This window comes from Microbacterium sp. LB12 (assembly GCF_037150835.1).
Classification (GTDB): domain Bacteria; phylum Actinomycetota; class Actinomycetes; order Actinomycetales; family Microbacteriaceae; genus Microbacterium.
Genome location: NZ_JBBCPF010000002.1, coordinates 25530 through 46683, shown reverse-complemented (window position 1 = coordinate 46683; position 21154 = coordinate 25530). Strand labels below are relative to the sequence as shown.

At 70.9% G+C, this 21154-nt stretch carries 22 protein-coding genes; 11 read left to right on the top strand and 11 right to left on the bottom strand.

The window, feature by feature from the left end; genetic code table 11:
- Positions 1–150: 150 nt before the first annotated feature.
- The gene (locus tag WFM69_RS04740) at positions 151–717 is read left to right on the top strand and encodes a hypothetical protein (RefSeq protein ID WP_337002203.1); all 567 of its coding nucleotides are present in this window, start codon (positions 151–153) and stop codon (positions 715–717) included.
- The gene (locus WFM69_RS04735; protein ID WP_337002201.1) at positions 714–2252 is read left to right on the top strand and encodes a polysaccharide deacetylase family protein; all 1539 of its coding nucleotides are present in this window, start codon (positions 714–716) and stop codon (positions 2250–2252) included. Before WFM69_RS04740 ends, WFM69_RS04735 begins: the two co-directional genes overlap by 4 nt.
- A gap of 7 nt (positions 2253–2259) precedes the next feature.
- On the opposite strand, the gene WFM69_RS04730 is transcribed toward WFM69_RS04735, so the two are convergent.
- Positions 2260–3795, bottom strand: coding sequence for an SDR family NAD(P)-dependent oxidoreductase (locus WFM69_RS04730; RefSeq protein ID WP_337002200.1), 1536 nt, complete (start codon positions 3793–3795; stop codon positions 2260–2262).
- A 77-nt stretch (positions 3796–3872) separates the two neighbouring features.
- Here WFM69_RS04730 and WFM69_RS04725 point away from each other — a divergent pair, with 77 nt between their 5' ends.
- The gene (locus WFM69_RS04725; protein ID WP_337002198.1) at positions 3873–4316 is read left to right on the top strand and encodes a hypothetical protein; all 444 of its coding nucleotides are present in this window, start codon (positions 3873–3875) and stop codon (positions 4314–4316) included.
- Positions 4317–4379: 63 nt separating this feature from the next.
- On the opposite strand, the gene WFM69_RS04720 is transcribed toward WFM69_RS04725, so the two are convergent.
- Positions 4380–5594 carry a hypothetical protein gene (locus WFM69_RS04720; RefSeq protein ID WP_337002196.1) on the bottom strand — a complete coding sequence of 405 codons (1215 nt, stop codon included), beginning with the start codon at positions 5592–5594 and terminating at the stop codon, positions 4380–4382.
- A 64-nt stretch (positions 5595–5658) separates the two neighbouring features.
- Complete coding sequence (locus WFM69_RS04715; protein ID WP_337002194.1) at positions 5659–6870, bottom strand: hypothetical protein; 1212 nt, start codon at positions 6868–6870, stop codon at positions 5659–5661.
- 106 nt (positions 6871–6976) lie between these two features.
- Between WFM69_RS04715 and WFM69_RS04710 the strand changes: the two genes are divergently transcribed.
- The 5 genes from WFM69_RS04710 to WFM69_RS04690 all read left to right on the top strand — a co-directional run bounded on the left by WFM69_RS04710 (position 6977) and on the right by WFM69_RS04690 (position 10203).
- Positions 6977–8047, top strand: a complete 1071-nt coding sequence (locus WFM69_RS04710) for a M4 family metallopeptidase (RefSeq protein WP_337002192.1) — start codon at positions 6977–6979, stop codon at positions 8045–8047.
- Entirely contained in the window at positions 8022–8327 is a 306-nt protein-coding gene (locus WFM69_RS04705) for a protealysin inhibitor emfourin (RefSeq protein WP_337002190.1), read from the top strand. Before WFM69_RS04710 ends, WFM69_RS04705 begins: the two co-directional genes overlap by 26 nt.
- Before the next feature lie 83 nt (positions 8328–8410).
- Positions 8411–8641 carry a hypothetical protein gene (locus tag WFM69_RS04700; protein WP_337002188.1) on the top strand — a complete coding sequence of 77 codons (231 nt, stop codon included), beginning with the start codon at positions 8411–8413 and terminating at the stop codon, positions 8639–8641.
- A 49-nt stretch (positions 8642–8690) separates the two neighbouring features.
- Complete coding sequence (locus WFM69_RS04695) at positions 8691–9437, top strand: ribonuclease H family protein (RefSeq protein ID WP_337002186.1); 747 nt, start codon at positions 8691–8693, stop codon at positions 9435–9437.
- A gap of 43 nt (positions 9438–9480) precedes the next feature.
- Positions 9481–10203 (top strand): Pr6Pr family membrane protein, encoded by a 723-nt coding sequence (locus WFM69_RS04690; RefSeq protein ID WP_337002185.1) that lies wholly within the window; start codon positions 9481–9483, stop codon positions 10201–10203.
- Here the strand turns inward: WFM69_RS04690 and WFM69_RS04685 are convergent.
- From WFM69_RS04685 to WFM69_RS04675, 3 genes are all read right to left on the bottom strand, one after another.
- Complete coding sequence (locus WFM69_RS04685) at positions 10194–11546, bottom strand: flavin monoamine oxidase family protein (RefSeq protein WP_337002182.1); 1353 nt, start codon at positions 11544–11546, stop codon at positions 10194–10196. The two genes, WFM69_RS04690 and WFM69_RS04685, sit on opposite strands and share 10 nt — an antisense overlap.
- 159 nt (positions 11547–11705) lie before the next feature.
- Positions 11706–12683, bottom strand: coding sequence for an SRPBCC family protein (locus WFM69_RS04680; RefSeq protein ID WP_337002180.1), 978 nt, complete (start codon positions 12681–12683; stop codon positions 11706–11708).
- A 1-nt stretch (position 12684) separates the two neighbouring features.
- Positions 12685–13074, bottom strand: coding sequence for an ArsR/SmtB family transcription factor (locus WFM69_RS04675; protein ID WP_337002178.1), 390 nt, complete (start codon positions 13072–13074; stop codon positions 12685–12687).
- A gap of 148 nt (positions 13075–13222) precedes the next feature.
- Between WFM69_RS04675 and WFM69_RS04670 the strand changes: the two genes are divergently transcribed.
- Complete coding sequence (locus WFM69_RS04670) at positions 13223–13975, top strand: SDR family NAD(P)-dependent oxidoreductase (RefSeq protein WP_337002176.1); 753 nt, start codon at positions 13223–13225, stop codon at positions 13973–13975.
- A 3-nt stretch (positions 13976–13978) separates the two neighbouring features.
- On the opposite strand, the gene WFM69_RS04665 is transcribed toward WFM69_RS04670, so the two are convergent.
- From WFM69_RS04665 to WFM69_RS04655, 3 genes are all read right to left on the bottom strand, one after another.
- Positions 13979–14296, bottom strand: a complete 318-nt coding sequence (locus WFM69_RS04665) for an ArsR/SmtB family transcription factor (protein ID WP_442928384.1) — start codon at positions 14294–14296, stop codon at positions 13979–13981.
- On the bottom strand, positions 14293–14775 hold the full coding sequence (locus WFM69_RS04660) for an SRPBCC family protein (RefSeq protein ID WP_337002175.1): 483 nt from the start codon (positions 14773–14775) through the stop codon (positions 14293–14295). The genes WFM69_RS04665 and WFM69_RS04660 overlap by 4 nt, the downstream gene beginning before the upstream one ends.
- Before the next feature lie 106 nt (positions 14776–14881).
- Positions 14882–16102: an MFS transporter gene (locus tag WFM69_RS04655; RefSeq protein WP_337002173.1), complete on the bottom strand. Its 1221-nt coding sequence runs from the start codon at positions 16100–16102 to the stop codon at positions 14882–14884.
- Between the two features lie 104 nt (positions 16103–16206).
- Here WFM69_RS04655 and WFM69_RS04650 point away from each other — a divergent pair, with 104 nt between their 5' ends.
- The gene (locus WFM69_RS04650) at positions 16207–17811 is read left to right on the top strand and encodes an SDR family oxidoreductase (RefSeq protein WP_337002171.1); all 1605 of its coding nucleotides are present in this window, start codon (positions 16207–16209) and stop codon (positions 17809–17811) included.
- Here WFM69_RS04650 and WFM69_RS04645 read toward each other — a convergent pair.
- Positions 17717–18424 (bottom strand): TetR/AcrR family transcriptional regulator, encoded by a 708-nt coding sequence (locus tag WFM69_RS04645; RefSeq protein ID WP_337002169.1) that lies wholly within the window; start codon positions 18422–18424, stop codon positions 17717–17719. The genes WFM69_RS04650 and WFM69_RS04645 overlap by 95 nt on opposite strands.
- Positions 18425–18527: 103 nt before the next feature.
- On the opposite strand from WFM69_RS04645, the gene WFM69_RS04640 reads away from it, so the two are divergent.
- Positions 18528–19244, top strand: a complete 717-nt coding sequence (locus WFM69_RS04640; protein ID WP_337002167.1) for a DUF4386 domain-containing protein — start codon at positions 18528–18530, stop codon at positions 19242–19244.
- Here the strand turns inward: WFM69_RS04640 and WFM69_RS04635 are convergent.
- The gene (locus WFM69_RS04635; protein ID WP_337002165.1) at positions 19141–21141 is read right to left on the bottom strand and encodes a BCCT family transporter; all 2001 of its coding nucleotides are present in this window, start codon (positions 21139–21141) and stop codon (positions 19141–19143) included. The two genes, WFM69_RS04640 and WFM69_RS04635, sit on opposite strands and share 104 nt — an antisense overlap.
- Positions 21142–21154 lie beyond the last annotated feature (13 nt).

Here is a 21154-nt window from a genome sequence, read left to right as displayed (position 1 = left end):
CCGTCGCTTGTCGGGCGGATTCCCGGATGTCGGACCGGAATGCGGTTGCTGACCCGACGCCCGTGAATCCACCCGACAGGTGAACGGGTGAATTAGGCTCGCCCCAGGAGGGGGCACCTGCGCGGCACCCGTCTCGCAGAAGGACACGACATGACCGGCCCCCTCGTGACACCCACGGTGGCACCTCGGCCGACTCGGCCACTGCCGCGGCAACGACTGCTCCCGGTCGTCGTCATCACCGTGCTGGTCTCGCTCGCGGTCATCGCCGCGCTGGTCGTCCCGGTCGTCGTGCGCGGCCTCACCCCCTCCGTCTCCGCAGAGGAGCGCACGGTCCGCCTCACGAGCGACACCGCCACGGCCACCCTGGTGCTGCCGGGCAGCTGGTCGTGGCGGAGCCACTTCGGCGATGAGTCCCGCGGGGTGGCCGGCAGCCCCGACCGTCGCATGACCGTCGAGTTCTCGCTCGTCTCCGACTCCGACGTGCAGGCCGCACTCGACCGTGTCGCGCCGGGTCCGCTCGGCCCTGTGAGCGAGGAGACATTGACCGACGGGCCGGCCGGCGTGGGGACGATCCGGCACGCGCGTGTCCTGGATCAGGACGCGCTGGTGGGCGTGATCACCGAGGGTCCGGTCATCCTCACGTTCGTCTCCTCCCCGTCGCCGCGGTACGACGCCGAACTCGCCGATCTGCTGGCGACGATCGAGGTCACCCGATGACGTCGCGCCGGACGCGCTCGGCCCGGCTGCTCGCGGGGATCCTCGGCGCGACGCTGCTGCTCTCTGCCTGCGCGCCGGACGCGGTGAGCGGGTGGAAGCCGCGGCAGTGGACCGTGAGCGGCACCATCGTGGCGACGCCGACCCCTGAAGCCCCGGGGAAGGCCGCGACGATGGACATGCGGCTCAGCAACGACGAGGTCGGCATCGATGCCCGCTGGGCGGCGCTCCCGGGAGATGCGGCGTTCACCGCGGCGGTCGAGCAGGTCGTGCGCGAGACGGTCGCCGCGCAGGCGGCACGCAGCGGTCGCAGCTACCGCCCCATGGTGCACCCGGCCGGGGCGGGTCTGGGTGCGCGCGGCTGCACCCCGGAGGCGACGAGCGCACCGGCCGCCGAGGTGCTCGACGGCCGCACAGGCACCGTCGTCGTCTGCACGGTCGTGCTGGCCCGCGGTCCGTTCTTCGCCGAGCGGCTACGCATCCTCACGGCCTCCGCCGACGGCGTCGCCTCCGACACCTCGACGACCCTGTACACGAATGTCAGCACGGGCGAGATCGCGACCGAGGCGGAGCTGTTCACCGACCCGGCGTCGCTGTGGCCCGCCTACATCGACACCCTGCGTCGGGATGCCGGCAGTCTCAGCCTGCTGCCCGTCGCCGACCCCACCGACGAACAGCTCGACGTGCTGCGCGCGGCGCTGCTCTCGGCTCATCTGACCGACGGCGAGGTGATCATCCCCGTCCCGGACGATCTGTCGGCGACCGAGCTCGACGGCTTGGCCGCGTGGCGCAAGCGCTCCCGGGAGAAGCCCGAGTCGGTCGCCCTGAGCGCGACGCAGGCGGCGGACGCGCTGACCCCGTTCGCGCAGGCGCTCCTCGCCGCGGAAGGAGACTTCACGGGAACGCCGTCGGCGGGCTCGGGGTTCGAGCACACGCCCTGCGATCTGGTGCCGTGCATGGCACTCACCCTCGACGACGGCCCGTCGAAGCTGACCCCGCAGTTCCTCGACGTGCTCCGCGACGAGCAGTCGGCGGCGACCTTCTTCATGCTCGGCAGGAACGCCCAGTCGTATCCCGACACCGTGCGCCGTGTCGCGGCGGAGGGCCACCAGATCGGCAACCACACCTGGGACCATTCGTACCTGACGAAGCTGACCCCGGAGCAGATCCAGGATCAGCTGGGCCGAACCGCGACACTGCTGCGCGACCTGTCCGGGCAGCAGGTGGGCACGTTCCGCCCTCCCGGCGGATTCGTCGATGACGAGGTGGTCGCGGCCGCCGGCGAGCCGGCGATCCTGTGGAGCGTCGACACCCGTGACTGGGCGGGCCCCGCCGATGACGACCTCGCCCGCTACGCGATCGACACCCCCGAGGTGTCGTCGATCATGCTCATGCACGACATCCAGGCGGTGTCCGCGCGGGTCTTCCCGCGGGTGGTCGCCGGTCTCCGCGACCGCGGGTTCTCGCTCGTCACGATCGACGCCCTGTTCGGCGGTGCGGTGCCCGGCGGCATCGTCCGTCACGGACCGGTGGTCTGACCCCCGGTCACCAGGGGCTGGGTTCGTAGTCCTTCAGGAAGACGCCGTGGATGTCTTCGCCGGCCTCGCCGCGCACGATCGGGTCGTACACGCGGGCGGCGCCGTCGACCAGGTCGAGCGGGGCGTGGAAGCCCTCCTCGGCGAGTCTCACCTTGGTGTAGTGCGGGCGCTCGTCGGTGATCCAGCCGGTGTCGACGGCGGTCATCAGGATGCCGTCCTTCTCGAGCATCTCGCCGGCGCTGGTGCGGGTGAGCATGTTGAGCGCGGCCTTCGCCATGTTGGTGTGCGGGTGCCCGGGCCCCTTGTAACGGCGGGAGAACTGGCCCTCCATCGCGGAGACGTTCACGACGTACTTGCGGTGCGCATCGGAGGCCGCCATCGAGGCGCGCAGACGGCTGATCAGCAGGAACGGCGCGGTCGTGTTGGCGAGCTGCACCTCGAGCATCTCGAGCGGGTCGACCTGCTCGATCGACTGCACCCAGCTGTTCACGCGGTTCACATCGGGCACGAGGCCACCGGCGTCGATCGCAGTGCCGTCGGCGTGCTTCTCCAGCGAGGAGGATCCGGGGGCCATCGCGAGGCGCGCGAGGTCTTCGGCCGTCAGCGCCTGGCCGCCCTGCTCGGCGACCGTGCCGCCGAGCGCCGCGACCGACAGCAGCGGATGCGCGTCGACCGAGGCCTGCAGCGCCTGCGGGTGCGGATCGGCCGTGTGCCCGAAGGTCTCCATCTCGGGCAAGGGGCCGTCGGGGAGCGGCTGCAGCTCGGCATCCGCGAGCAGCGAGTAGGCTCCCGGCGAGCGCCGCACGGTCTGCGCGGCGTTGTTGATGAGGATGTCGAGCGGGCCTTGAGCGGCGACCGAGTCGGCGAGGCCGATCACCTGGGCGGGGTCGCGCAGGTCGATGCCCACGACGCGGAGGCGGTGCAGCCAGTCGGCGGAGTCCCGCAGTGCCGAGAAGCGCCGGACGGCATCGCGCGGGAAGCGAGTGGTGATCGTGGTGTGTGCGCCGTCGCGCAGCAGCCGCAGTGCGATGTGCATGCCGATCTTGGCGCGGCCGCCGGTGAGCAGGGCGCGCTTGCCGGTCAGGTCGGTGCGGGCGTTGCGCTTGCCGTGGCTGAAGCGGGCGCAGTCGGGGCAGAGCTGGTGGTAGAACGCGTCGACCACCGTGTACGGCTGCTTGCAGATGTAGCAGTTGCGGGGCTTGAGCAGCTCGCCTGCGATCGGCGCATCCACGACGCTGGTGGCGAGGTCGTTGCCGCGGGTCTCGTCGTCGATGCGGTCGGGCGCTCCCGTGGCGGTGCGGGCGACGACGGCCTTGTCGGCCTCGGCGATCGCATCGCGGATCTGCTTGCGGCGCACGCGCTTCACGTCTTTGAACATCGCCGCCGTGGCCTGACGTACCGCGATGAAGTCGGGGTGCTCGTTGTCGATCCGGTGCAGCTCGCGCAGCACACGCAGCGTGGTCGCGAGATCGTCGGGGTCGATACCGGCACCCGGGTCGGCGGAATCCCCGAGTTCGTCGGGGGTCAGGGGTGCATCGGTCATTGTCCCGATTTTACGCGAGAGACCTGGGCGTTGCTCCATCCCGTGACGCGGGCCCGGCGATGGCGCAGACTGGCTCCATGACCGAACCCGATCCCCATCTGCTCGGCCCCGGGCTGCTGCCGACGCCGTTCACCGCCGACGAGATCCGCGACGCGACCGGATCGGGCAAGACGATCCACCTGCTGCTGGAGGGTCCGGACGGCCCCCTCGGCGAGCACGTCAACCGCTTCCACGACACGGATGCCGACGGGGCGACGCTCGACCGCTGGGCGGCGGAGGATCCGAGCGCGGTCGTGTCGAGTCGAGTGACCTGGGCCGAGCTCCAGGGCCATGCGGCGTTCGATGCCGACACCACGAGCGTCTCGACCGTGAGTCTCGAGACGCCGCTCGGCGCGCTCACCTGCCGGAAGTACGAGACGGGCGACGGGGTGTTCTGGTTCTCGATCGCGGATCCGGGCATGCCCGTGCAGTACGAGTCCGACGGCATCCGCACCACGGTGCTCAGCATGCAGCAGGACTGAGCCCACCCCGCCGACACAGGACGAAGGGCGGGCCCGTCGTGCGGACCCGCCCCTCGCGTGCGCTCAGTGCCCGGCCGCGCCGACCACCACGAACTCGTTGGGCGCGACGTCGAGTGTTGCCTCGGCCGACACCTCACCCGTGTGCAGGTCGATCGCGAGGATCCGGTTCTTCGCCGGCTCGGTCACGTAGGCGATGTCGCCGACCACGCGCAGGCCGGGGTGCGGCTGCTGCCATTCGGTCGGGCTCTCCCACGGGGCGATGACGGGCCACGACTCCTGTCGCACGCCCGACTCGTCGAGCACGTTCAGGGTGCCGTCGGCGCTGAGCACGATCACGTCGTCGTGGCCGCTGCGGCCGACGCCGCGCCAGGTATACTCCACGCCGTCGGGCAGTGCGACGACCGAGAGCTTCCGGGAGGCCGTGTCGATCCGCACGAGCTGCGACAGCAGGTAGCCCTCCTGGTCGGGGTCGGTCTTGTAGTCGCCGAACGCGATCGCGCTGGTGTCGGTCACGTAGGCGTTGCCGGTGCGCCCGAACTCGTCCGGCGCATCGAGCTTCGTGAACGCGCCGCTGTCGAACAGCAGCACGCCGTCTTCGCAGCCGAACATCACGACCTCGCCCTTCACCGCTCCCTCACCGTGCACGCTCGGGCACTGCTCGTCGCGGGCCAGCTCCGTGCCGTCGGCGTCGAGGTGCCGCACGCCGCTGCGCGACTCCGCGGTGCCGAGGGTCGACAGCAGCGTGCCGTCGGACAGCTCGATCGCGACGCCGTGGTGCGCGGCCTCCGAGGAGATCGTGTCGACCTCGGGCAGGGTGCCGGTGCCCACGGCATCCGTGTCGAACACCCGCACCTCACCGGTGCCGTCGTCGAACAGGGCGGTGCGTCCGGCATGGGGGGTCGCGTGCCCGGCGGCGACGGCCTCGAACAGCTCACCGGTGAGGGCGACCGTGCCGGAGGCGAGCCCGGTGTCGAGCACGTGGAAGCCGTCGGCGGCGGTGACGAAGACGTGACCGTCGTGGTCGCCGGCGTCGTTGACGCGCAGGAAGCCGTCGAGCTCGACCTGCCCGATGGTGTCGAGGGTCTCGCCGTCGAGCACGAGCACGCCGCCGTCGTGGGCGATCGCGACGCGGGTGTCGCTCTCGTGGTGGGTGTCGGCGGGCGCGTCGGTCGTCTCGGCGGAGGGCGCGGTGGGCGCGGTGGTCGCGCATCCGGTGAGCGCCACGGCGGCGAGGGCGCCGATCGCGCCGATCGCGAGGCGGCTGCGGGGTCGGGACATGGATCGTCTCTCTTTCTTCGGGGTGGGTGCGCGGGTGCGCGGTGACGACCGTGGTCGTCGAGGGTCAGCCGACCTGCTGGAGGAACCAGGGGTCGAGGTCGGGGAAGGTCCGGGTGAGGCGGCCGTCGCCGTGGTCGATCTCGTGCACGGATCCGGTCGCCGGATCGCTGACGTAGGCGTGCTGCGCATCCGCGATCAGGTGCACGCGATCACGCAGTGCCGGGTCGTGGAGGGACGCCGCGAGCAGCGGTTCCGTGCGGGCGATCACGGTGCCGTCGGGCGCGAGCACGCGCACGCGACCCTCTGCGTCGAGCGCGACGGTGCGGTTCGCATCGTCGCCGAGCGCGACGGCCCGCACGAGCGGCACGTCGGAGGGGATCAGACCCCAGCGCCGCGCGCGCACGTCGAGCAGCCATGCCCCCTGATCGCCGGCGACTCCGGCGAGGTCGGGTCGATCGGCACGGCCCGACAGCTCCGTAGCACCCTCCGCTTCCGCCGGAAGCGGGATGCTCTCCCCGGTCACCGCGCCGCCCACCTCGCGCGTGAACAGTGCGGCGCCGTCGGCGCATGTGAACACGACCCCGACGCGGGTGACGTCGGCGTCGGATGCCCCGTCACAGGGGACTTCCGCTCCGGCGACCGTCGCGCCGCCGGGGCCGATGATCGCGATCGACGCGGCTGCGGGCACGAGCAGGTGTCCGGCGAAGGACACGACGGGCCCCGCCGCATCGACCGGCATCCGCGGAGCATCGTCGAGCCCCGCATCGAGTTCGTCATGGGCGAGGACGATGACCTCACCGCCGTCGAAGCCGAGCGTCGCGCGCTGCTCGCCGCGGGCGACGGCGACGGCCCCCTGTCCCGTGAGCGTGCCCACGAGGTGCGGTTCGCCGCGGAAGGAGTGGGTGTGGTCGCCGTGCGGCACGGTCCAGCGCGCGGTGTCGAACACCTCGACCTCCGTGTGAGCGCCGGTGTGGTGGGCGCGGTAGACGAGTCGGCCGTCGCCGAAGACGGCTTCTGCGCGACCCGGCGCCAGGACGGCGCGCTCCTCGGTGTCGAGGTCGAGCAGCGTCAGCTCGCCCTGCGCGTCGGCCGTGACGAGCGCGAGCGCCGGGGAGGCGACCTCCGCGGCGGAACCCGCATCGATGCCGTGTGAGTCGGGCGCGGACTCGGACGGCCCGGGTTCGTCGGGTGTGGAAGGAGCACATGCGGCCGCCGCGAGGAGGAGAGCCAGAGCGGAGGGGAGGAGCGCAGCGCGGCGCAGCGTGGAGAGGTTCATGACTCTGTCACCTTATTGAGAATGATTCTCAATCTCAAGTCGAGGACGAGAACGCTCCTCCCGCAGTACCCACCCGAACGTCGACGCCCCGGCGTAGGGTCACACCATGAGCAGCACAGCATCCGATCGACGTCACGGAGTGGTCCCGTCCTATCTGCTCGCGCGCCTGGCCGAGTCGGGACGATTCCCCAAGGCTGCGGCCGCCGCGCGGCAGACGCTCACCGCCGGGCGCCCGCCGTTCCGCGCCCGCATCGACCTGTCCATCGACGAGAACGGCGACCTCGTCGCGCAGCTGTCCGACGCACCGAACCGCACCATCAGCGATGCCGGCAACACGCAGCAGCTGCCGGGCGCCGTCGTGCGCAGTGAAGACGACGCCCCGGTCGACGACGTCGCGGTGAACGAGGCCTTCGACGGACTCGGCGCCACGTTCGAGATGCTGCTCGCGGCCTTCGGGCGCAACTCCCTCGACGATGCCGGGGCTCCGCTCGACGCGAGCGTGCACTACGGCGTCGACTATGACAACGCGTTCTGGGACGGCGAGCGCATGGTGTTCGGCGACGGCGACGGCGAGGTGTTCCAGCACTTCACCGGGTCGCTCACCGTCATCGGGCACGAGCTCGCGCACGGCGTGGTGCAGCACACGGCGAACCTCGAGTATCAGGGGCAGCCGGGCGCGCTGAACGAGTCGATCGCCGACGTGTTCGGCGCGCTCACCGAGCAGTACGCGCTGGGGCAGAGCGCCGCGCAGGCCACCTGGCTGATCGGCGCCGAGATCTTCACCGACGCCGTGCAGGGTGCGGCACTGCGCTCGATGATCGCGCCCGGCACGGCCTATGACGACGACGAGCTCGGCAAAGACCCGCAGCCCGACCACATGAGTGGCTTCGTGCGCACGACCGAGGACAACGGCGGGGTGCACATCAACTCCGGCATCCCCAACCGCGCATTCGCCCTGTTCGCCCACGACCTCGGCGGAAACGCCTGGGAGCGCGCGGGCAGCGTCTGGTACCGGGCGCTCACGGGTGGGCTGTCGAGCACGGCCACGTTCACGCAGTTCGCCGACGCCACGGTCGCCGCGGCGGGCGGCTTCGACCGGGCGACGGTCGCCGCCGCTCGACGCGCCTGGACCACCGTGGGAGTCTATGAGGATGAGCGAGTCCCCTCCACCGACTGACGCGCAGGTGGTGATCGCGGTCGTGCGCACCGGCGGCATCGCCGGCATCCGCCGTCAGTGGCGCGTCGAGGCCGAGGCGTCCGACGCGCAGGAGTGGATCACGCTCATCGACAGCTGCCCCTGGGAGCAGGACACGGAAGCCGGCTCGGGTGCGGACCGCTTCATGTGGAGCATCCGCACCCGCACACCCTCGGAACGACGGGAGCGCGAACTGCCCGACTCGGCGCTCGACGGCCCCTGGCGGACGCTCGTCGAGGCCGTGCGCGCTGCAGCCGCCTGACCCTCACGCCTGACGACACGGCATCCGAGCAATCGGGTGTGAATCCGGCCCACCGCTGCGCGCGGGGGTTCACAATGGACTCCATGGGACTGTTCCAGCAGAAGCCTGAAGAGGAAGAGAACCAGTGGGTGCTGCCCTCTGAGCCGCTGGAGCGCGACGAGGCGGAGGTGCTCGACACCGCTCCCGTCGTCGACCCGCTGTCGATCGGCCTCGGCGCCGAGACCAGCGGCGACCTCAGCTCGATCCTGTTCCCGGTGGCCCCGCCCCCGCCCGCCGCGACCCCGATCGAGAACAGCGAACCCGACGACGACTGACCGCCACTCGGCGACAGGGCACCCGTCCGCGCGCGGCTACGGTTGAGGGATGACGATCACCGCCGCCGCAGACGGCTCCGCCCTGGGCAACCCCGGCCCCAACGGCTGGGCCTGGTACATCGACGACGCGAACTGGGCGGCCGGCGGCTCCCCGCACGGCACCAACAACCAGGGCGAGCTGCGGGCCGTGCTCGAACTGCTGCGCGCGACCGCCGGCACCGACGAGAAGCTGCTGATCGAGTGCGACAGCCGCTACGTGATCGACTCCGTGACGAAGTGGATGCCGGGGTGGAAGCGCAAGGGCTGGCGCAAGTCCGACGGCGGCCCCGTACTCAACCGCGACTTGCTGGAGGGCATCGACGAGGCGATCCGCGGTCGCGATGTGGAGTTCTCCTGGGTCAAGGGCCATGCCGGGCACCCGCTGAACGAGGCCGCCGACGAGCGCGCGAACGCCGCGGCGAAGGCCTACCAGCAGAAGCAGGAGCCGCGTCGCGGACCGGGCTTCACGCGCGCGACGAGTGCCGGAGCGACGGTGGCCGCAGCGGCCCCGATCGCCGCGGCCGCTCCGACCATGACCGCATCCGCACCCGCATCCGCACCCGCACCCGCGCCCGCCGAGCAGCAGCTGTGGGCCGAGGCCTCCGACCTGCTCGACGGCCTCGACGCTCCAGACTCGCCCGACGACGACCCGATCGAGCTGCGCATCCCGCTCTCCCCCGACGAACACGCCCGCCTGCGCGACCGGGCCGAGGCGCAGGGCGTGACCCTGGAAGAGGCGCTCCGCCGCCTGATCTGAGCGGCTCTGCCAGCGCCGCTCCGTAGACTCGGCGGATGACGGAATGGCAGGTGACGCGACGGTGAAGGCCCGTACCGTCTTCGGCCTGCTCCGTCTCAGCGCCGCCGCGCTCTGCCTGGTCGCGCTCATCCACCGGCTCGCCTGGGGTCTGGCGTCGAACACCATCGCGAGCCAGAACTTCTTCGCGTACCTGACCAACCAGTCGAACATCGCGTTCGTGGTGCTGCTGACGGTCGCCGGCATCATCGCGCTGCGCCGCGTGAAGGATCCGCGGTGGCTCACGGTCGCCCTGGCCCTGGTGCTGACCTGGACGATCACGGCGGGACTGGTGTTCGCGATCCTGGTCTGGCAGGCGGGCGTCCGCGGCATCCGCATCGATGTGCCGTGGTCGGATCAGGTGCTGCACTTCTGGCTGCCCGCGGCGACGGTGGCGGCCTGGGCACTGGCGCCGGGGCACCGCTCCGTGCCCTGGCGGGTGGTTCCGGTCACTCTCGCGTATCCGGTGCTCTGGGGCGTCTTCACGATGATCCGCGGGCCGCTGATCGGCTGGTATCCGTACTACTTCCTCGACCCGCGACAGGTGAGCGGACCGGCGGAGTTCCTCGTGTCATCCGCGATCGCGCTGGCCACATTCGCGGCGGTCGCGACGCTCCTCGTGCTGATCAGCCGGATGCCGCTGCCACGGAGGCTGCGCACGGATGCCCCCGACGCGCCCGAGCATCAGCCCGTGGAGAGTCCGGTCGACGCGCGCGTCGGTCAGAGGTAGAGCGCGAGCGAGGCGAGGGCCGCGTCGAGGGCGGCATCCTCGTCGAGGTCCGCGAACTCCACGGCGGCCGCCGCGCCGACGATCCCGACGAGCACGTTCTCTCCGGTCACGGGGCGCAGGTTGATCCAGGTCGGGATGGCCGCATCCGCACCCACCGCGTGCCAGATCGCCTCTTCGTTGTCCCAGAACGGCTCGTCCCACCGCAGCCAGATCGTCTCGATCGCTCCCATGCCGAGGGCGGCGATCGCGCCGCGGTTCGAGAACGGCAGCGGCGGGTCGAACTCGATGCCGCGGTCCTGGAGCACGCCGAGCGGGGCGGTCACGACCACGCGATCGAACGACAGCGCCTCGCCCGTGCCGAGGCGCACGCTGACTCCGGAGTCGTCATAGGCGATGCGGGCGACCGGGGAGTTGAGCCCGACCTGCACGCCTTCGAGCGCCTGCTCGACGAAGGGGGTGAGGCTGTCGCGGGCGGCCTTCGGGTCGCTCGTCGGCAGCGGTGGCGCGAACCAGCTGGAGAGTTCGTCGGCGCCGGCACCGGTGCGCGCGGCGAGGATCGCGAGCAGTGCCGCGGTCGCCGGGTCGGCGGGGTCGATGTTCGCGGCGGCGAGGGCGTCAGCCACCGAGGAGTCCATGGGCGCCGCCTGCGCCGTCGCCAGGGCGGCGTCGAAGGGGGCCGGGTCGACCGGGTCGATGTCGCCGTCCGGGGTGCGCCACAGGTCGCCGGTCAGGTCGGCGATGCCGATCTGCCCGCTGTTCAGGCGATCCAGCAGGTCCGCGTCCTCTTCGCCGAACAGCCAGGCGCCGAGCTGCACCGGCACCGGCCAGGAGTCGTCGACGCGCGAGTCCACCCGACCGCCGACGCGGTCCCTCGCCTCGAAGACCGTCACCTGCATGCCCCGCTCGACGAGCAGAGATGCGACCGTCGCGCCGGCGAGCCCCGCTCCGACCACGGCGATGCGCTCCCCGGAGGTGGCCGGGACCAGCACCTCCTCGGCTGCGCGCTCGCCCGAGCTGATCGCGCCGCGCAGGGTGCCGGGGGCGTCGGGGTCGGTCGCCTCACCCGCGAAGAACAGCCGCTTGTCGACCGGACGGGCCAACGCGGAACGCGTGTCCGACAGCACGCCGACTGGGGTGAAGCTGACGGCGCCGAGCGCGAACGGGTCCTTCGTCCAGGTGCTGCGGATGCTGTCGGCGGGTGCGGGGACACCGGGCGGCGGCTCGGGCGTGCGCGTGCGAGTCGGCGTGGGAGTCGGTGCGGGCTCCGGCGTGCAGGAGACGAGGAGCACGGAGGCGACGCCGGCTCCGGCGCCGAGGAGCAGAGTGCGTCGCGTGATCCTCATGGTGTCGCCACTTTATCCCGACCGCTCGCCTTCCGCCTCGGATGCATGCCGCCCGGTCGCCCACCCCACCCGTTCACAACTCCTCAATAACGTGGCCCGAACGCCAAGAACCGGCCGGATCCGTGCGGATCCGACCGGTTCTTCCTGAGTTGTGAACGCTCAGACGGCGAGCAGCTCCCGCTCCAGGCGGGCGAAGGAGGCCTCCATGCCGTCGGCCATGCCGGTGGCGAGGATCATGTCGCGCGTCTCCTTGTCGGGGTACTCGATGAGCAGCGTGACGAGGGTCGCGCCATCCTCCTCGTAGAGGTTGAGGTCATTCAGGGTCTCGGTCGGCAGGCCCTGCATGCGCTCGGTGCTGACCGAACGGCGCGGGGCGTCGATCAGCAGCGCCTCCCCCTCGAACCCGAACGGCTGCCCCTCGGTGTCTCCAACCGGCGCCCAGGAGTTGCGGTACGACTGGCCGACCTCGGTGGCGGCGACGCACTCCGTCATCTCCCAGCCGTCGGGACCGAGCATCCACTGCCGGATCAGCTCGGGCTCGAAATGCGCGCGCCAGACGAGCTCGCGCGGGCCCTCGACCAGCCGCGTGATGCGTACGTGCGTGTCGTCGAGCAGCTCCACCCGCGTGCCCTTGCCCTGCGCGTACTCGCGGAGGTCCTGCAGCACGGTGTCGAGCTGGCCCATCGCCATCTTGATGCCCTCGACCTGGCCCATCTCGACGACCTGCTCGAGCGCGTCGACCGAGTCGAAGTAGCTGGTCGTGACCATGCGGGTGCCCTCCGCGGTCGGTGCGAACGTGAATGACATCCGCTGCGCAGGGAAGCCGTCGATGGGGTTGCCGTCGTCGTCGACGAACGAGTCGAGTACCTCGAACCCGTTCGGGGCGTCGATGGAGAGGAACTCCCACGACCCGGACGACTTCTCCCCGCGCGGACCGTTCATCGAGTAGACGGCGCGACCGCCGACCGTGTGGTCCCAGGCGGTGAACGTGGCCGGCCATCCGGGAGGCCCCCAGAAGCGCTCGAGCTGGCGCGGGTCGCTGTAGGCGTCCCAGACGCGCTCGACGGGGGCGGCGAAGTCGGCGACCACGGTCATGGTGAGGTTGTCGGCATCGGTGATGACATCGGTGACGGGCATGTCAGTCTCCTTGTTCGGTGTTCGTGTTGTCGGTTCTGTCGGATGCGCCGGTCGAGGGCGCCTCTGCCAGCAGGTCGTCGAGTCGGGCGATGCGCGACCGCCACAGCTCTTCGTATCGGGCGAGGAGCGCCCTGGCGCGGGCGATCATCTCGGGGTTCGCGCGGACGAGCCGCTCGCGTCCCTCGGCGCGCTTGACGATGAGGTTCGCGGCCTCGAGCACGGCGACGTGCTTCTGCACCGCGGCGAAGGACATCTCGTATTCGGAGGCGAGGGTCGAGACGGACTGCTCACGCTCGATCGTCCGGCGCAGGATGTCGCGCCGGGTCGACGTCGCCAGTGCGTGGAACACACGGTCGACCTCCGCTTCGCTCAGTTCTCTTTGTGCAACCATTTGGTTGTACGTTATGCCCGGAGTGAACAGCTGTCAAGACATCCATTCACGTGAATCCACCTCGGCCTTTCGCGCGTAGGCTGGGAGGAAGGACGGACCGTCCGAGAAGATCTCCCGGCACCGCGCCCGCCCGGAAGTGGAGTCTCTCGTGGCTCAGTACGACGTCTCGAACCGCTCGGCGATCGTGACGGGAGCGGGAAGCGGAATCGGTCGCTCGACCGCGCTCCTACTGGCGAAGAACGGCGCATCCGTCGTCGTGAACGACCTGAACGCGGAACATGCGCAGGCGGTCGTCGACGAGATCCGCGCGGCCGGCGGCATCGCCGAGGCCTCGGTGGGCGACGCGACGGATGCGGCATGGATCGCGTCTTCAGTCGAGCTCGCCAACTCGCTCGCCCCGCTGCGCATCGGCGTGAACAACGCCGGCATCGGCGGCGCGACCGCCCCGACCGCCGAGTACGAGGACGAGGCGTGGGACAAGGTCATCGCGATCAACCTGAATGCGGTCTTCCGCAACATGAAGGCGCAGATCCCCTCGATCCTCGCGAACGGCGGCGGCGCGGTCGTGAACATCGCGTCGATCCTCGGCAGCGTCGGCTTCGCCGGCTCCCCCGCGTATGTCACCGCGAAGCACGGCGTGGTCGGCATGACCAAGTCGGCGGCGCTGGAGTACTCCGCGCAGGGCGTGCGCGTGAACTCGGTGGGCCCCGGCTTCATCGACACCCCGCTGCTGGCGAACATGGGCGCCGAGGCGAAGGAGTTCCTCGTGTCGAAGCACCCGATCGGCCGCCTGGGTCAGGCCGACGAGGTCGCGAACCTCGTCGCGTTCCTCGCCAGCGACGCCGCGAGCTTCATCACCGGCAGCTACCACCTGGTCGACGGCGGGTACACCGCGCTCTGACGACTACAGCCCTTCCGCGATCTCCTTGATCGCGGCGAGGCGGCGGTCCCAATCGCGGCCGATCGCGTCGAGCTTGGCCGCCGTGGCGGACAGTTCGGCGCCGACGACGCGGAAGCGCACCTCGCGGCCGACCCGCACAGGTTCCACGAGTCCGACCTCCTGCAGGACGGCGAGGTGCTTGGCGATCGCCTGCCGAGAGACCGGAAGGCGCCCGGCGAGGGCGGATGCCGACGCATCCCCCTCGCCGAGCGCCGCCAGGATGCTCCAGCGCGTCTCGTCCGCGAGCGCCGCGAACATGGGCAGCAGAGTGTCCGAGATCACGCTTCCCCTTCCACCAGGGCCACCATCTTGTCGAGCTCGAGGTCCCAGCCGGTGCGGTGCGACTCGAGGTTGGCGCGCGCATCGGATGTGCGCTCGAAACCGCTCTCGACGACCGTGAGCCGGGTGCCGCCATCGGCCTCCTCGAGCGTGAAGGTGAAGACGGTCGAGGTCGCCTCGTCGATCGCATCCGGGAGCTTCCCCAGCGCATCGTCGTTGTTCCAGCGGTAGGTGATGCGCCGCGGTTCGTCGTACTCCTCGACCCGCAGCGGGATCACGTCGTAGTCGGGGAACGTCATCGTGCCGGTCGCGCCGACTCCGACGCCGTCGAGCACCGTGCGTCCGAACCACCGGGAGACGTGCTCCGGCTCGGCGACGGCACGCCACACCTTTGCGACCGGTGCCGCGATCTGGATGCTGCGCCGCACCGAGAAGTTCTCCTCGTCGACGACGGATGCCTCGTTCTGGGTCATGTTCACCATGATGGGTCCTTTCCGGGATTCCTGCATGTCCGGTCGGCCGAGCGACCGACTGCAACTCCAGAGTTGCACATCATGGACGTTGATGCAACCAGTGAGTTGCAATTCGTCAGGCTCGGGGGCGGCGCTTCTCGAGGAACCCGGCGAGCAGCACGGCGACGACCGCGGCGACCGGAGCCACCAGCAGGCCGGCACGCAGGCTCTCGGTCTCGGCGATGTATCCGACGAACGGCGGCGATAGCAGGAACCCGAGGCGCAGGAGCCACGACACGATCGTCAGCCCCACGCCGGCGCGCAGGCCGGGCAGCTCGTCCGCGGCATGCATCGCCGCGGGGATCAGCGTCGCGATGCCGAAGCCCACCGCCGCGAACCCGAGGATCGTGCCGGGAACGCTCGGGAAGGCGAGCGCGAGCGTCATGCCCACCGCGGCGATGACGCCGCCCACCCGCGCGACCAGGCGCTGTCCGAAGCGGTCGGTGAGCGGGTCGCCGATGATCCGGCCGATGAACTGCGCGCCGACCAGGGCGATGAAGCCGAGCGGCGCGATCGCGGCGGCCGCCCCCAGCGAGTCGGCGAGGTACAGGGTCGCCCAGGAGTTGCCCGCATCCTCGGCCACGGCCCCGGCCATCGCGATGAGAGTCAGCGCGATGATCGCGATCACGGTGCGCGGGCTCACACCGCGACGCACCGCGGCGGCGAGCTCGACCGGCTCGGCGACGGCATCCTCCACCGCCTCGTCGTCGCGCCCCGGCAGGCAGAACCGCAGCGCGACCAGGGCGACCATCGCGAACAGCGCCGTGGAGATGCCCAGATGCACGGCCAGCGGCAGCTGCAGGGCGATCGCGACCGCGGCCATCGCCCCACCGAGCACGGCGCCGATCGACCAGATCGCGTGGAAGCCGTTGATGATCGAGCGTCCGTAGCGCCGCTGCACGCGGAGCCCGTGCGCGTTCTGCGCGACGTCGGTGATGGCGTCGGACGCGCCGCCGAGGAACAGGGCGATGGCGAACAGCACGCCCGACGGCGCGAGGGCGGCCGACAGCAGCCCCAGGCTCGTGAGGACCGTGCCGATCACGGCGATGCGCGCCGAGCCGAACCGCCGGATCAGGACCGCGGCGAGGAGTCCCGCGGCGATCGCACCGGCGGGGAACGCGGCGATCGCGACGCCGTAGCCGAGGTTGTCGAGTCCGAGCGCGGACTTGATCTCGGGGTACCGGGGAAGGATGTTCGCGAACAGGGCACCGTTCGTCAGGAACAGCGCCGAGACCGCGATGCGCGCCCGACGCGATGCCTGGTCCGGCACGGATCGAATCGATTCGATGGAAGCCATGCGTACGATCGTACCCGCCTGGGGGCACTGCTCCGCACGTACTGATCCGCACTCCGCTCCGCAACCCCGTTTCCCCCGTCGCACCCCCGGCATACGCTCGGGACATGACCGAGCTCACCCAGCCCACCGGCCGCGAAGACGCACTGCGCGCCATCCCCCGCGCCGACGGCAGCGCGCCGCGCGCCCTCGTGCTGGGGGCGACCGGATACATCGGCGGCCGCCTCACTCCGCGCCTGGTGAACGCCGGCTACCGGGTGCGGGTGCTGGCGAGGGATGCCGCGCGCGCCGCGTCATTCCCCTGGGGCCAGGACTGCGAGATCGTCGAGGGGTCCGCCGACGACGCGGATGCGGTCGCCACCGCCATGGACGACGTCGACGTGGTCTACTACCTGATCCACTCGATGTCCGCCGGCAAGGGCTTCGAGGAGAGCGACGAGCGCGCGGCCGAGACGGTGGCCGCTGCCGCCGTCGAGGCGGGGGTGCGGCGCATCGTGTACCTCGGCGGACTGCACCCCGACGATGTGAAGCTCTCACCCCATCTGCGCTCGCGCGTGCACGTCGGCGAGATCTTCCTGCGGTCGGGCGTGCCGACGCTCGTGCTGCAGGCCGGCGTCGTGATCGGCTCGGGGTCGGCGTCGTTCGAGATGATCCGGCACCTCACCGACGTGCTGCCCTACATGCCGGCACCTCGCTGGGTGCGCAACCGCATCCAGCCGATCGCCGTCCGCGACGTGCTGCACTACCTGCTCGGAGCCGCGCGGGTGGATGCCGCGGTGAACCGCGCCGTCGACATCGGCGGACCCGACGTGCTCCGCTATGGGCAGATGATGAACGGTTACGCGGTCGAGGCCGGACTCCCGCAGCGGGCCATCGCCGCCCTCCCCGTGCTCACGCCGGGCCTCGCCTCGCACTGGGTGAACCTCGTCACCCCCGTGCCGCGGTCGATCGCCCGCCCGCTCGTCGCGTCGCTGCAGAACGAGTGCGTCGTGAAGGACCACGCCGTCGACGAGCTGATCCCCCGCCCGGACGGCGGCCTCACGCCTTACCGGCAGGCCGTCCGCCTCGCGCTCGGGCGCGTGCACGCCGACACGATCGAGACGAGCTGGCAGGACGCCGAGGTCTCCGGCGCCCCCAGCGACCCGCTGCCGAGCGACCCCGACTGGGCCGGGCGCACGGTGTTCACCGACGCGCGTTCCATGAAGACCTCCGCCCCGGTCGACGACCTGTGGCGCGTGATCCTCGGGATCGGCGGCGAGAACGGCTGGTACTCGTCACCGCTGCTGTGGGCGGTACGCGGGTGGATGGACCGGATCGTCGGCGGCGTGGGACTGCGCCGCGGACGCCGCAGCCGCACCGCCGCACGGGTGGGCGACGCGATCGACTTCTGGAGGGTCGAGGCGGTCGATGCGACGGAAGCCGGGCACCTGCTGCGACTGCGCGCCGAGATGAAGGTGCCGGGGGAGGCGTGGCTGGAGCTGCGTGCGGTGCCCGAAGGCGACGGCGCCCGCTACGAACAGCGTGCGATCTTCTTCCCCCGCGGACTGAGCGGGCGGCTCTACTGGCTCGCCGTGCTGCCCTTCCACGGCGCGATCTTCGCCGGCATGGCGGCGCGCATCACCGCCGCAGCGGAGACGACGCGCGCTGCGGACGAGAGCTCCACCCCGCATCCCGCAGACGCTCGAACGCATCCAGCAGCAGATCGAGCGTGAACGAGAACTCGAAGTCCTCGTCGCAGCGACCTCCGGCGACGTCGTCTCCGGCGGAGTAGAGCGCGACCGTGAGGATGTGCGGGTAGGTCGCACGCACGTACTCGATCATCTGCGCGCGTTCGTCGGGATCTTCCGGCACGGGCAGCGCATCCGGATCGTCGAACGCCTCGGGGCTGAATCCCCACACGCGGTGGCCGAGCGCGTGCATCGCATGGTGGGTGAGGTCGGCGCTGAAGCCGCCGTCGAGGAAGAGACCCGTCATCTCGTTCAGATATCCGAGCACGGCCGCGGTACGGGTGCGTCGCGTCTCGATGACCGCACGCGCCCATGGATGACGCACGAGCACGGACCGCGCGGCGAGGATGCGCGTGCGGACGGCGGTGCGCCAATCCGTTGCGGCGGGTGTCTCGCCGTACTCCGCGATGAGCAGGTCGATCATCCCGCCGAGGAGATCGTCCTTGTCGGACACGTGCTTGTAGAGCGCCATCGGCACGACCCCGAGTTCGGCGGCGACGCGGCGCATGCTCACGCTGTCGATGCCCTCGGCGTCGGCGAGGGACACCGCGGCGCGCAGCACGCGGTCTCGGCTCACGCGGAGGCGGGTCTCGGCCATCCCTCCTCCTCTCCGACGGCGACCGTTGACAGGTATACAACGTACACCTAGGCTGTCGTCGAAGAAGGTGTACACCGTACACCTCATGATCGAAGGACCGCGCATGACCCCCTCCCGCCGCACCGCGCTGACCGCGGGCCTGCTCTACCTCCTCACGGTCGCCACCTCGATCCCCGCCCTGATCCTCAAGGAGCCCGTGCTGACGGACCCGGGCCTGATCGAGAGCGGCGGCGCCATCACGCTCGCGTGGGCGGGCGCGCTCGAGGTCGTCATGGCCGCCGCGTGCGTGGGCACCGCCGTCGTGCTCCTCCCGGTGCTGCGACGCACGAGCGAGGTGGCCGGACTCGGCTTCCTCGCCGCCCGGACGATCGAGGCGGGGCTCGTGATGCTGGGCGTCATCGCGATGCTCGCGCTCCCCGCACTCGACGCGGCCGCGCGCGCCGGAGCTCCCGGCGACGCCCTCCGCGCCGTGCACGACGGCGCCTTCCTGCTCGGCCCCGGACTCATCCCGGCCGCGAACGGCCTGCTGCTCGGCGTCGCACTGTACCGTGCCCGGCTCGTGCCGCGCGTCCTGCCCGTGCTCGCCTTCGTCGGGGCTCCCCTGCTGCTGGCCTCCGCGGTCGCGACGATGTTCGGCGCGGTCGATCAGGTCTCGGGACTCGCCGGAGCCGCAGCGCTCCCGATCGCCGCCTGGGAGATCGGGCTCGGGCTGTGGCTCACGCTGAAGGGGTTCTCGGCTCCTCGGAATCCGGCGGCGATGACGGGTCCTGCTGGTCCAGCGCCGCGTCGACGACCGCATCCACCTCGGCCGGCGGGATGATGTCGATCGCCTCGGTCGCGGCCTCGTACACCTCGGCGAGGCTGTCGTCGACGGTCGACTCGTCGATCCAGGCGAGGTCGTCCTCAGAGTGGTCGTATTCGACGGGCACAAGCGCGAAGTCGTCGCCGTACTCCTCGAGCCCCGCCATCACGCTGTGCCGCACCGCGGCCTTGGCGTAGCGCTCGCGGAGGATCAGCGGATCGCGCCGCAGGTCCTTCATGAACGCAATCATCATGAACGCCATGATGATCGCGAACGGCAGCGCGGCGATGATCGTCACGTTCTGCAGCGACCGCAGACCGCTCCCCTCTTCGCCGGTCACGAGCAGCACGGCCGCGATCACACCGACCAGCACGCCCCACACGACCGCCACCCAGCGCGACGGCTCGGGCCGGCCCTGCTGCGAGAGCGTGCCCATCACGAGGGAGGCGGAGTCCGCACCGGTGATGAAGAAGATCGCGATCAGGAGGATCAGCACCACGCTGGTGATGAGCGGGATCGGCAGGTTCTCGAGCACGCCGAACAGCACCTCCTCGGGCGGATCGACCGTGAGCTGCGCACCCTGCATCTGCTGCTGGATCGCCGTGGTCCCGAAGATCGCGAACCACACGAGCGAGATGGCCGACGGCACCACGATGACCACCGACACGAACTGGCGCAGGGTGCGTCCGCGGGAGATCTTCGCGATGAACATGCCCACGAACGGCGACCACGAGATCCACCATGCCCAGTAGAAGATCGTCCAGCTCGACAGGAACGCCTGCGCTGCCTCGCCCTGGGACGCCGAGCGGCCGATCATCTGCGGCAGATCGCCGAGGAACTGCACCGCCACGGACGGGATCACGTTGAGGATGAGCAGCGTCGGCCCGACGAAGAACACGAAGAACGCGAGGAGGAGCGCGACGACCGCGTTGATGTTCGACAGCGCCCGGATGCCCTTCGAGACGCCGGAGACGGCCGAGGCGATGAAGCAGGCGGTGAGCACGGCGATGACCGCGATCAGGATGCCGTTGCCGAGCTCGCCGATACCGCTGACGAGCTCGACGCCGTGGCCGATCTGCAGCGCCCCGAGCCCCAGGGAGGCGGCCGTGCCGAACAGGGTCACGATGATCGAGAAGATGTCGATCGTGCGGCCCAGGGGCCCTGCCGTGCGGCCCTCGCCGAGCAGCGGCGCGAAGATCGAGGAGATCAGCGGGGCGCGCCCACGGCGGAAGGCACCGTAGGCGATGGCACCGCCGACCAGCGCGTAGAACGCCCACGCCTGCGGACCCCAGTGGTACAGCACCTGCGCCTGGGCCGTGTGCATCGCGTCGAGCGTGTTCGCCTCGACGGTGCCCGGCGGCGGGTTCTCGAAGAACGTCAGCGGTTCGGCGGCGCCCCAGAACACCAGGCCGATGCCCATGCCCGCGGCGAACAGCATCGAGATCCACGAGAACATCGAGAACTCGGGCTCCTCGTCATCGCGGCCGAGCGGGATGCGCCCGTAGCGGCTGAAGCCGACGACCAGCATGAACACCAGGATGACCGTGGCGATGGTGGTGAAGAAGAAGCCGAAGTACTCCACGACCCAATCGAGCACAGCGCGGGTGGTGCCGGAGAGGTTGTCGCCCGCGAAGACACCCCAGGCGATGAACGCCAGTGTGAGAGTGACCGCGATGCCGAACACCAGCGGATCGGTGCGGTACGTGCGACCGGTCTCCTCCACCGAGACACCGGGCACGAGCGCAGGGTGCACGCTGCGCGGCGGCAGGGCGGCGACGTCGCGGACGATCTTGCGGGCCGTCTCCGAGGCCTTGGCGGGCAGGCGGTTCGCGCCGGTGCCCGCGGCATCCGCACGGGGGTGCGAAGCGGAGGGTCCTGCGGAGCGTGCGGGGGGCTTCTCGTCCGGGGTCTCCATGGCACCCCATCCT

Coding starts and splice junctions, on each gene's coding strand:
- WFM69_RS04740 (WP_337002203.1), top strand. CDS start 151: ATGACCGGCCCCCTCGTGACACCCACGGTGGCACCTCGGCCGACTCGG.
- WFM69_RS04735 (WP_337002201.1), top strand. CDS start 714: ATGACGTCGCGCCGGACGCGCTCGGCCCGGCTGCTCGCGGGGATCCTC.
- WFM69_RS04730 (WP_337002200.1), bottom strand. CDS start 3,795: ATGACCGATGCACCCCTGACCCCCGACGAACTCGGGGATTCCGCCGAC.
- WFM69_RS04725 (WP_337002198.1), top strand. CDS start 3,873: ATGACCGAACCCGATCCCCATCTGCTCGGCCCCGGGCTGCTGCCGACG.
- WFM69_RS04720 (WP_337002196.1), bottom strand. CDS start 5,594: ATGTCCCGACCCCGCAGCCGCCTCGCGATCGGCGCGATCGGCGCCCTC.
- WFM69_RS04715 (WP_337002194.1), bottom strand. CDS start 6,870: ATGAACCTCTCCACGCTGCGCCGCGCTGCGCTCCTCCCCTCCGCTCTG.
- WFM69_RS04710 (WP_337002192.1), top strand. CDS start 6,977: ATGAGCAGCACAGCATCCGATCGACGTCACGGAGTGGTCCCGTCCTAT.
- WFM69_RS04705 (WP_337002190.1), top strand. CDS start 8,022: ATGAGCGAGTCCCCTCCACCGACTGACGCGCAGGTGGTGATCGCGGTC.
- WFM69_RS04700 (WP_337002188.1), top strand. CDS start 8,411: ATGGGACTGTTCCAGCAGAAGCCTGAAGAGGAAGAGAACCAGTGGGTG.
- WFM69_RS04695 (WP_337002186.1), top strand. CDS start 8,691: ATGACGATCACCGCCGCCGCAGACGGCTCCGCCCTGGGCAACCCCGGC.
- WFM69_RS04690 (WP_337002185.1), top strand. CDS start 9,481: ATGGCAGGTGACGCGACGGTGAAGGCCCGTACCGTCTTCGGCCTGCTC.
- WFM69_RS04685 (WP_337002182.1), bottom strand. CDS start 11,546: ATGAGGATCACGCGACGCACTCTGCTCCTCGGCGCCGGAGCCGGCGTC.
- WFM69_RS04680 (WP_337002180.1), bottom strand. CDS start 12,683: ATGCCCGTCACCGATGTCATCACCGATGCCGACAACCTCACCATGACC.
- WFM69_RS04675 (WP_337002178.1), bottom strand. CDS start 13,074: ATGGTTGCACAAAGAGAACTGAGCGAAGCGGAGGTCGACCGTGTGTTC.
- WFM69_RS04660 (WP_337002175.1), bottom strand. CDS start 14,775: ATGGTGAACATGACCCAGAACGAGGCATCCGTCGTCGACGAGGAGAAC.
- WFM69_RS04655 (WP_337002173.1), bottom strand. CDS start 16,102: ATGGCTTCCATCGAATCGATTCGATCCGTGCCGGACCAGGCATCGCGT.
- WFM69_RS04650 (WP_337002171.1), top strand. CDS start 16,207: ATGACCGAGCTCACCCAGCCCACCGGCCGCGAAGACGCACTGCGCGCC.
- WFM69_RS04645 (WP_337002169.1), bottom strand. CDS start 18,424: ATGGCCGAGACCCGCCTCCGCGTGAGCCGAGACCGCGTGCTGCGCGCC.
- WFM69_RS04640 (WP_337002167.1), top strand. CDS start 18,528: ATGACCCCCTCCCGCCGCACCGCGCTGACCGCGGGCCTGCTCTACCTC.
- WFM69_RS04635 (WP_337002165.1), bottom strand. CDS start 21,141: ATGGAGACCCCGGACGAGAAGCCCCCCGCACGCTCCGCAGGACCCTCC.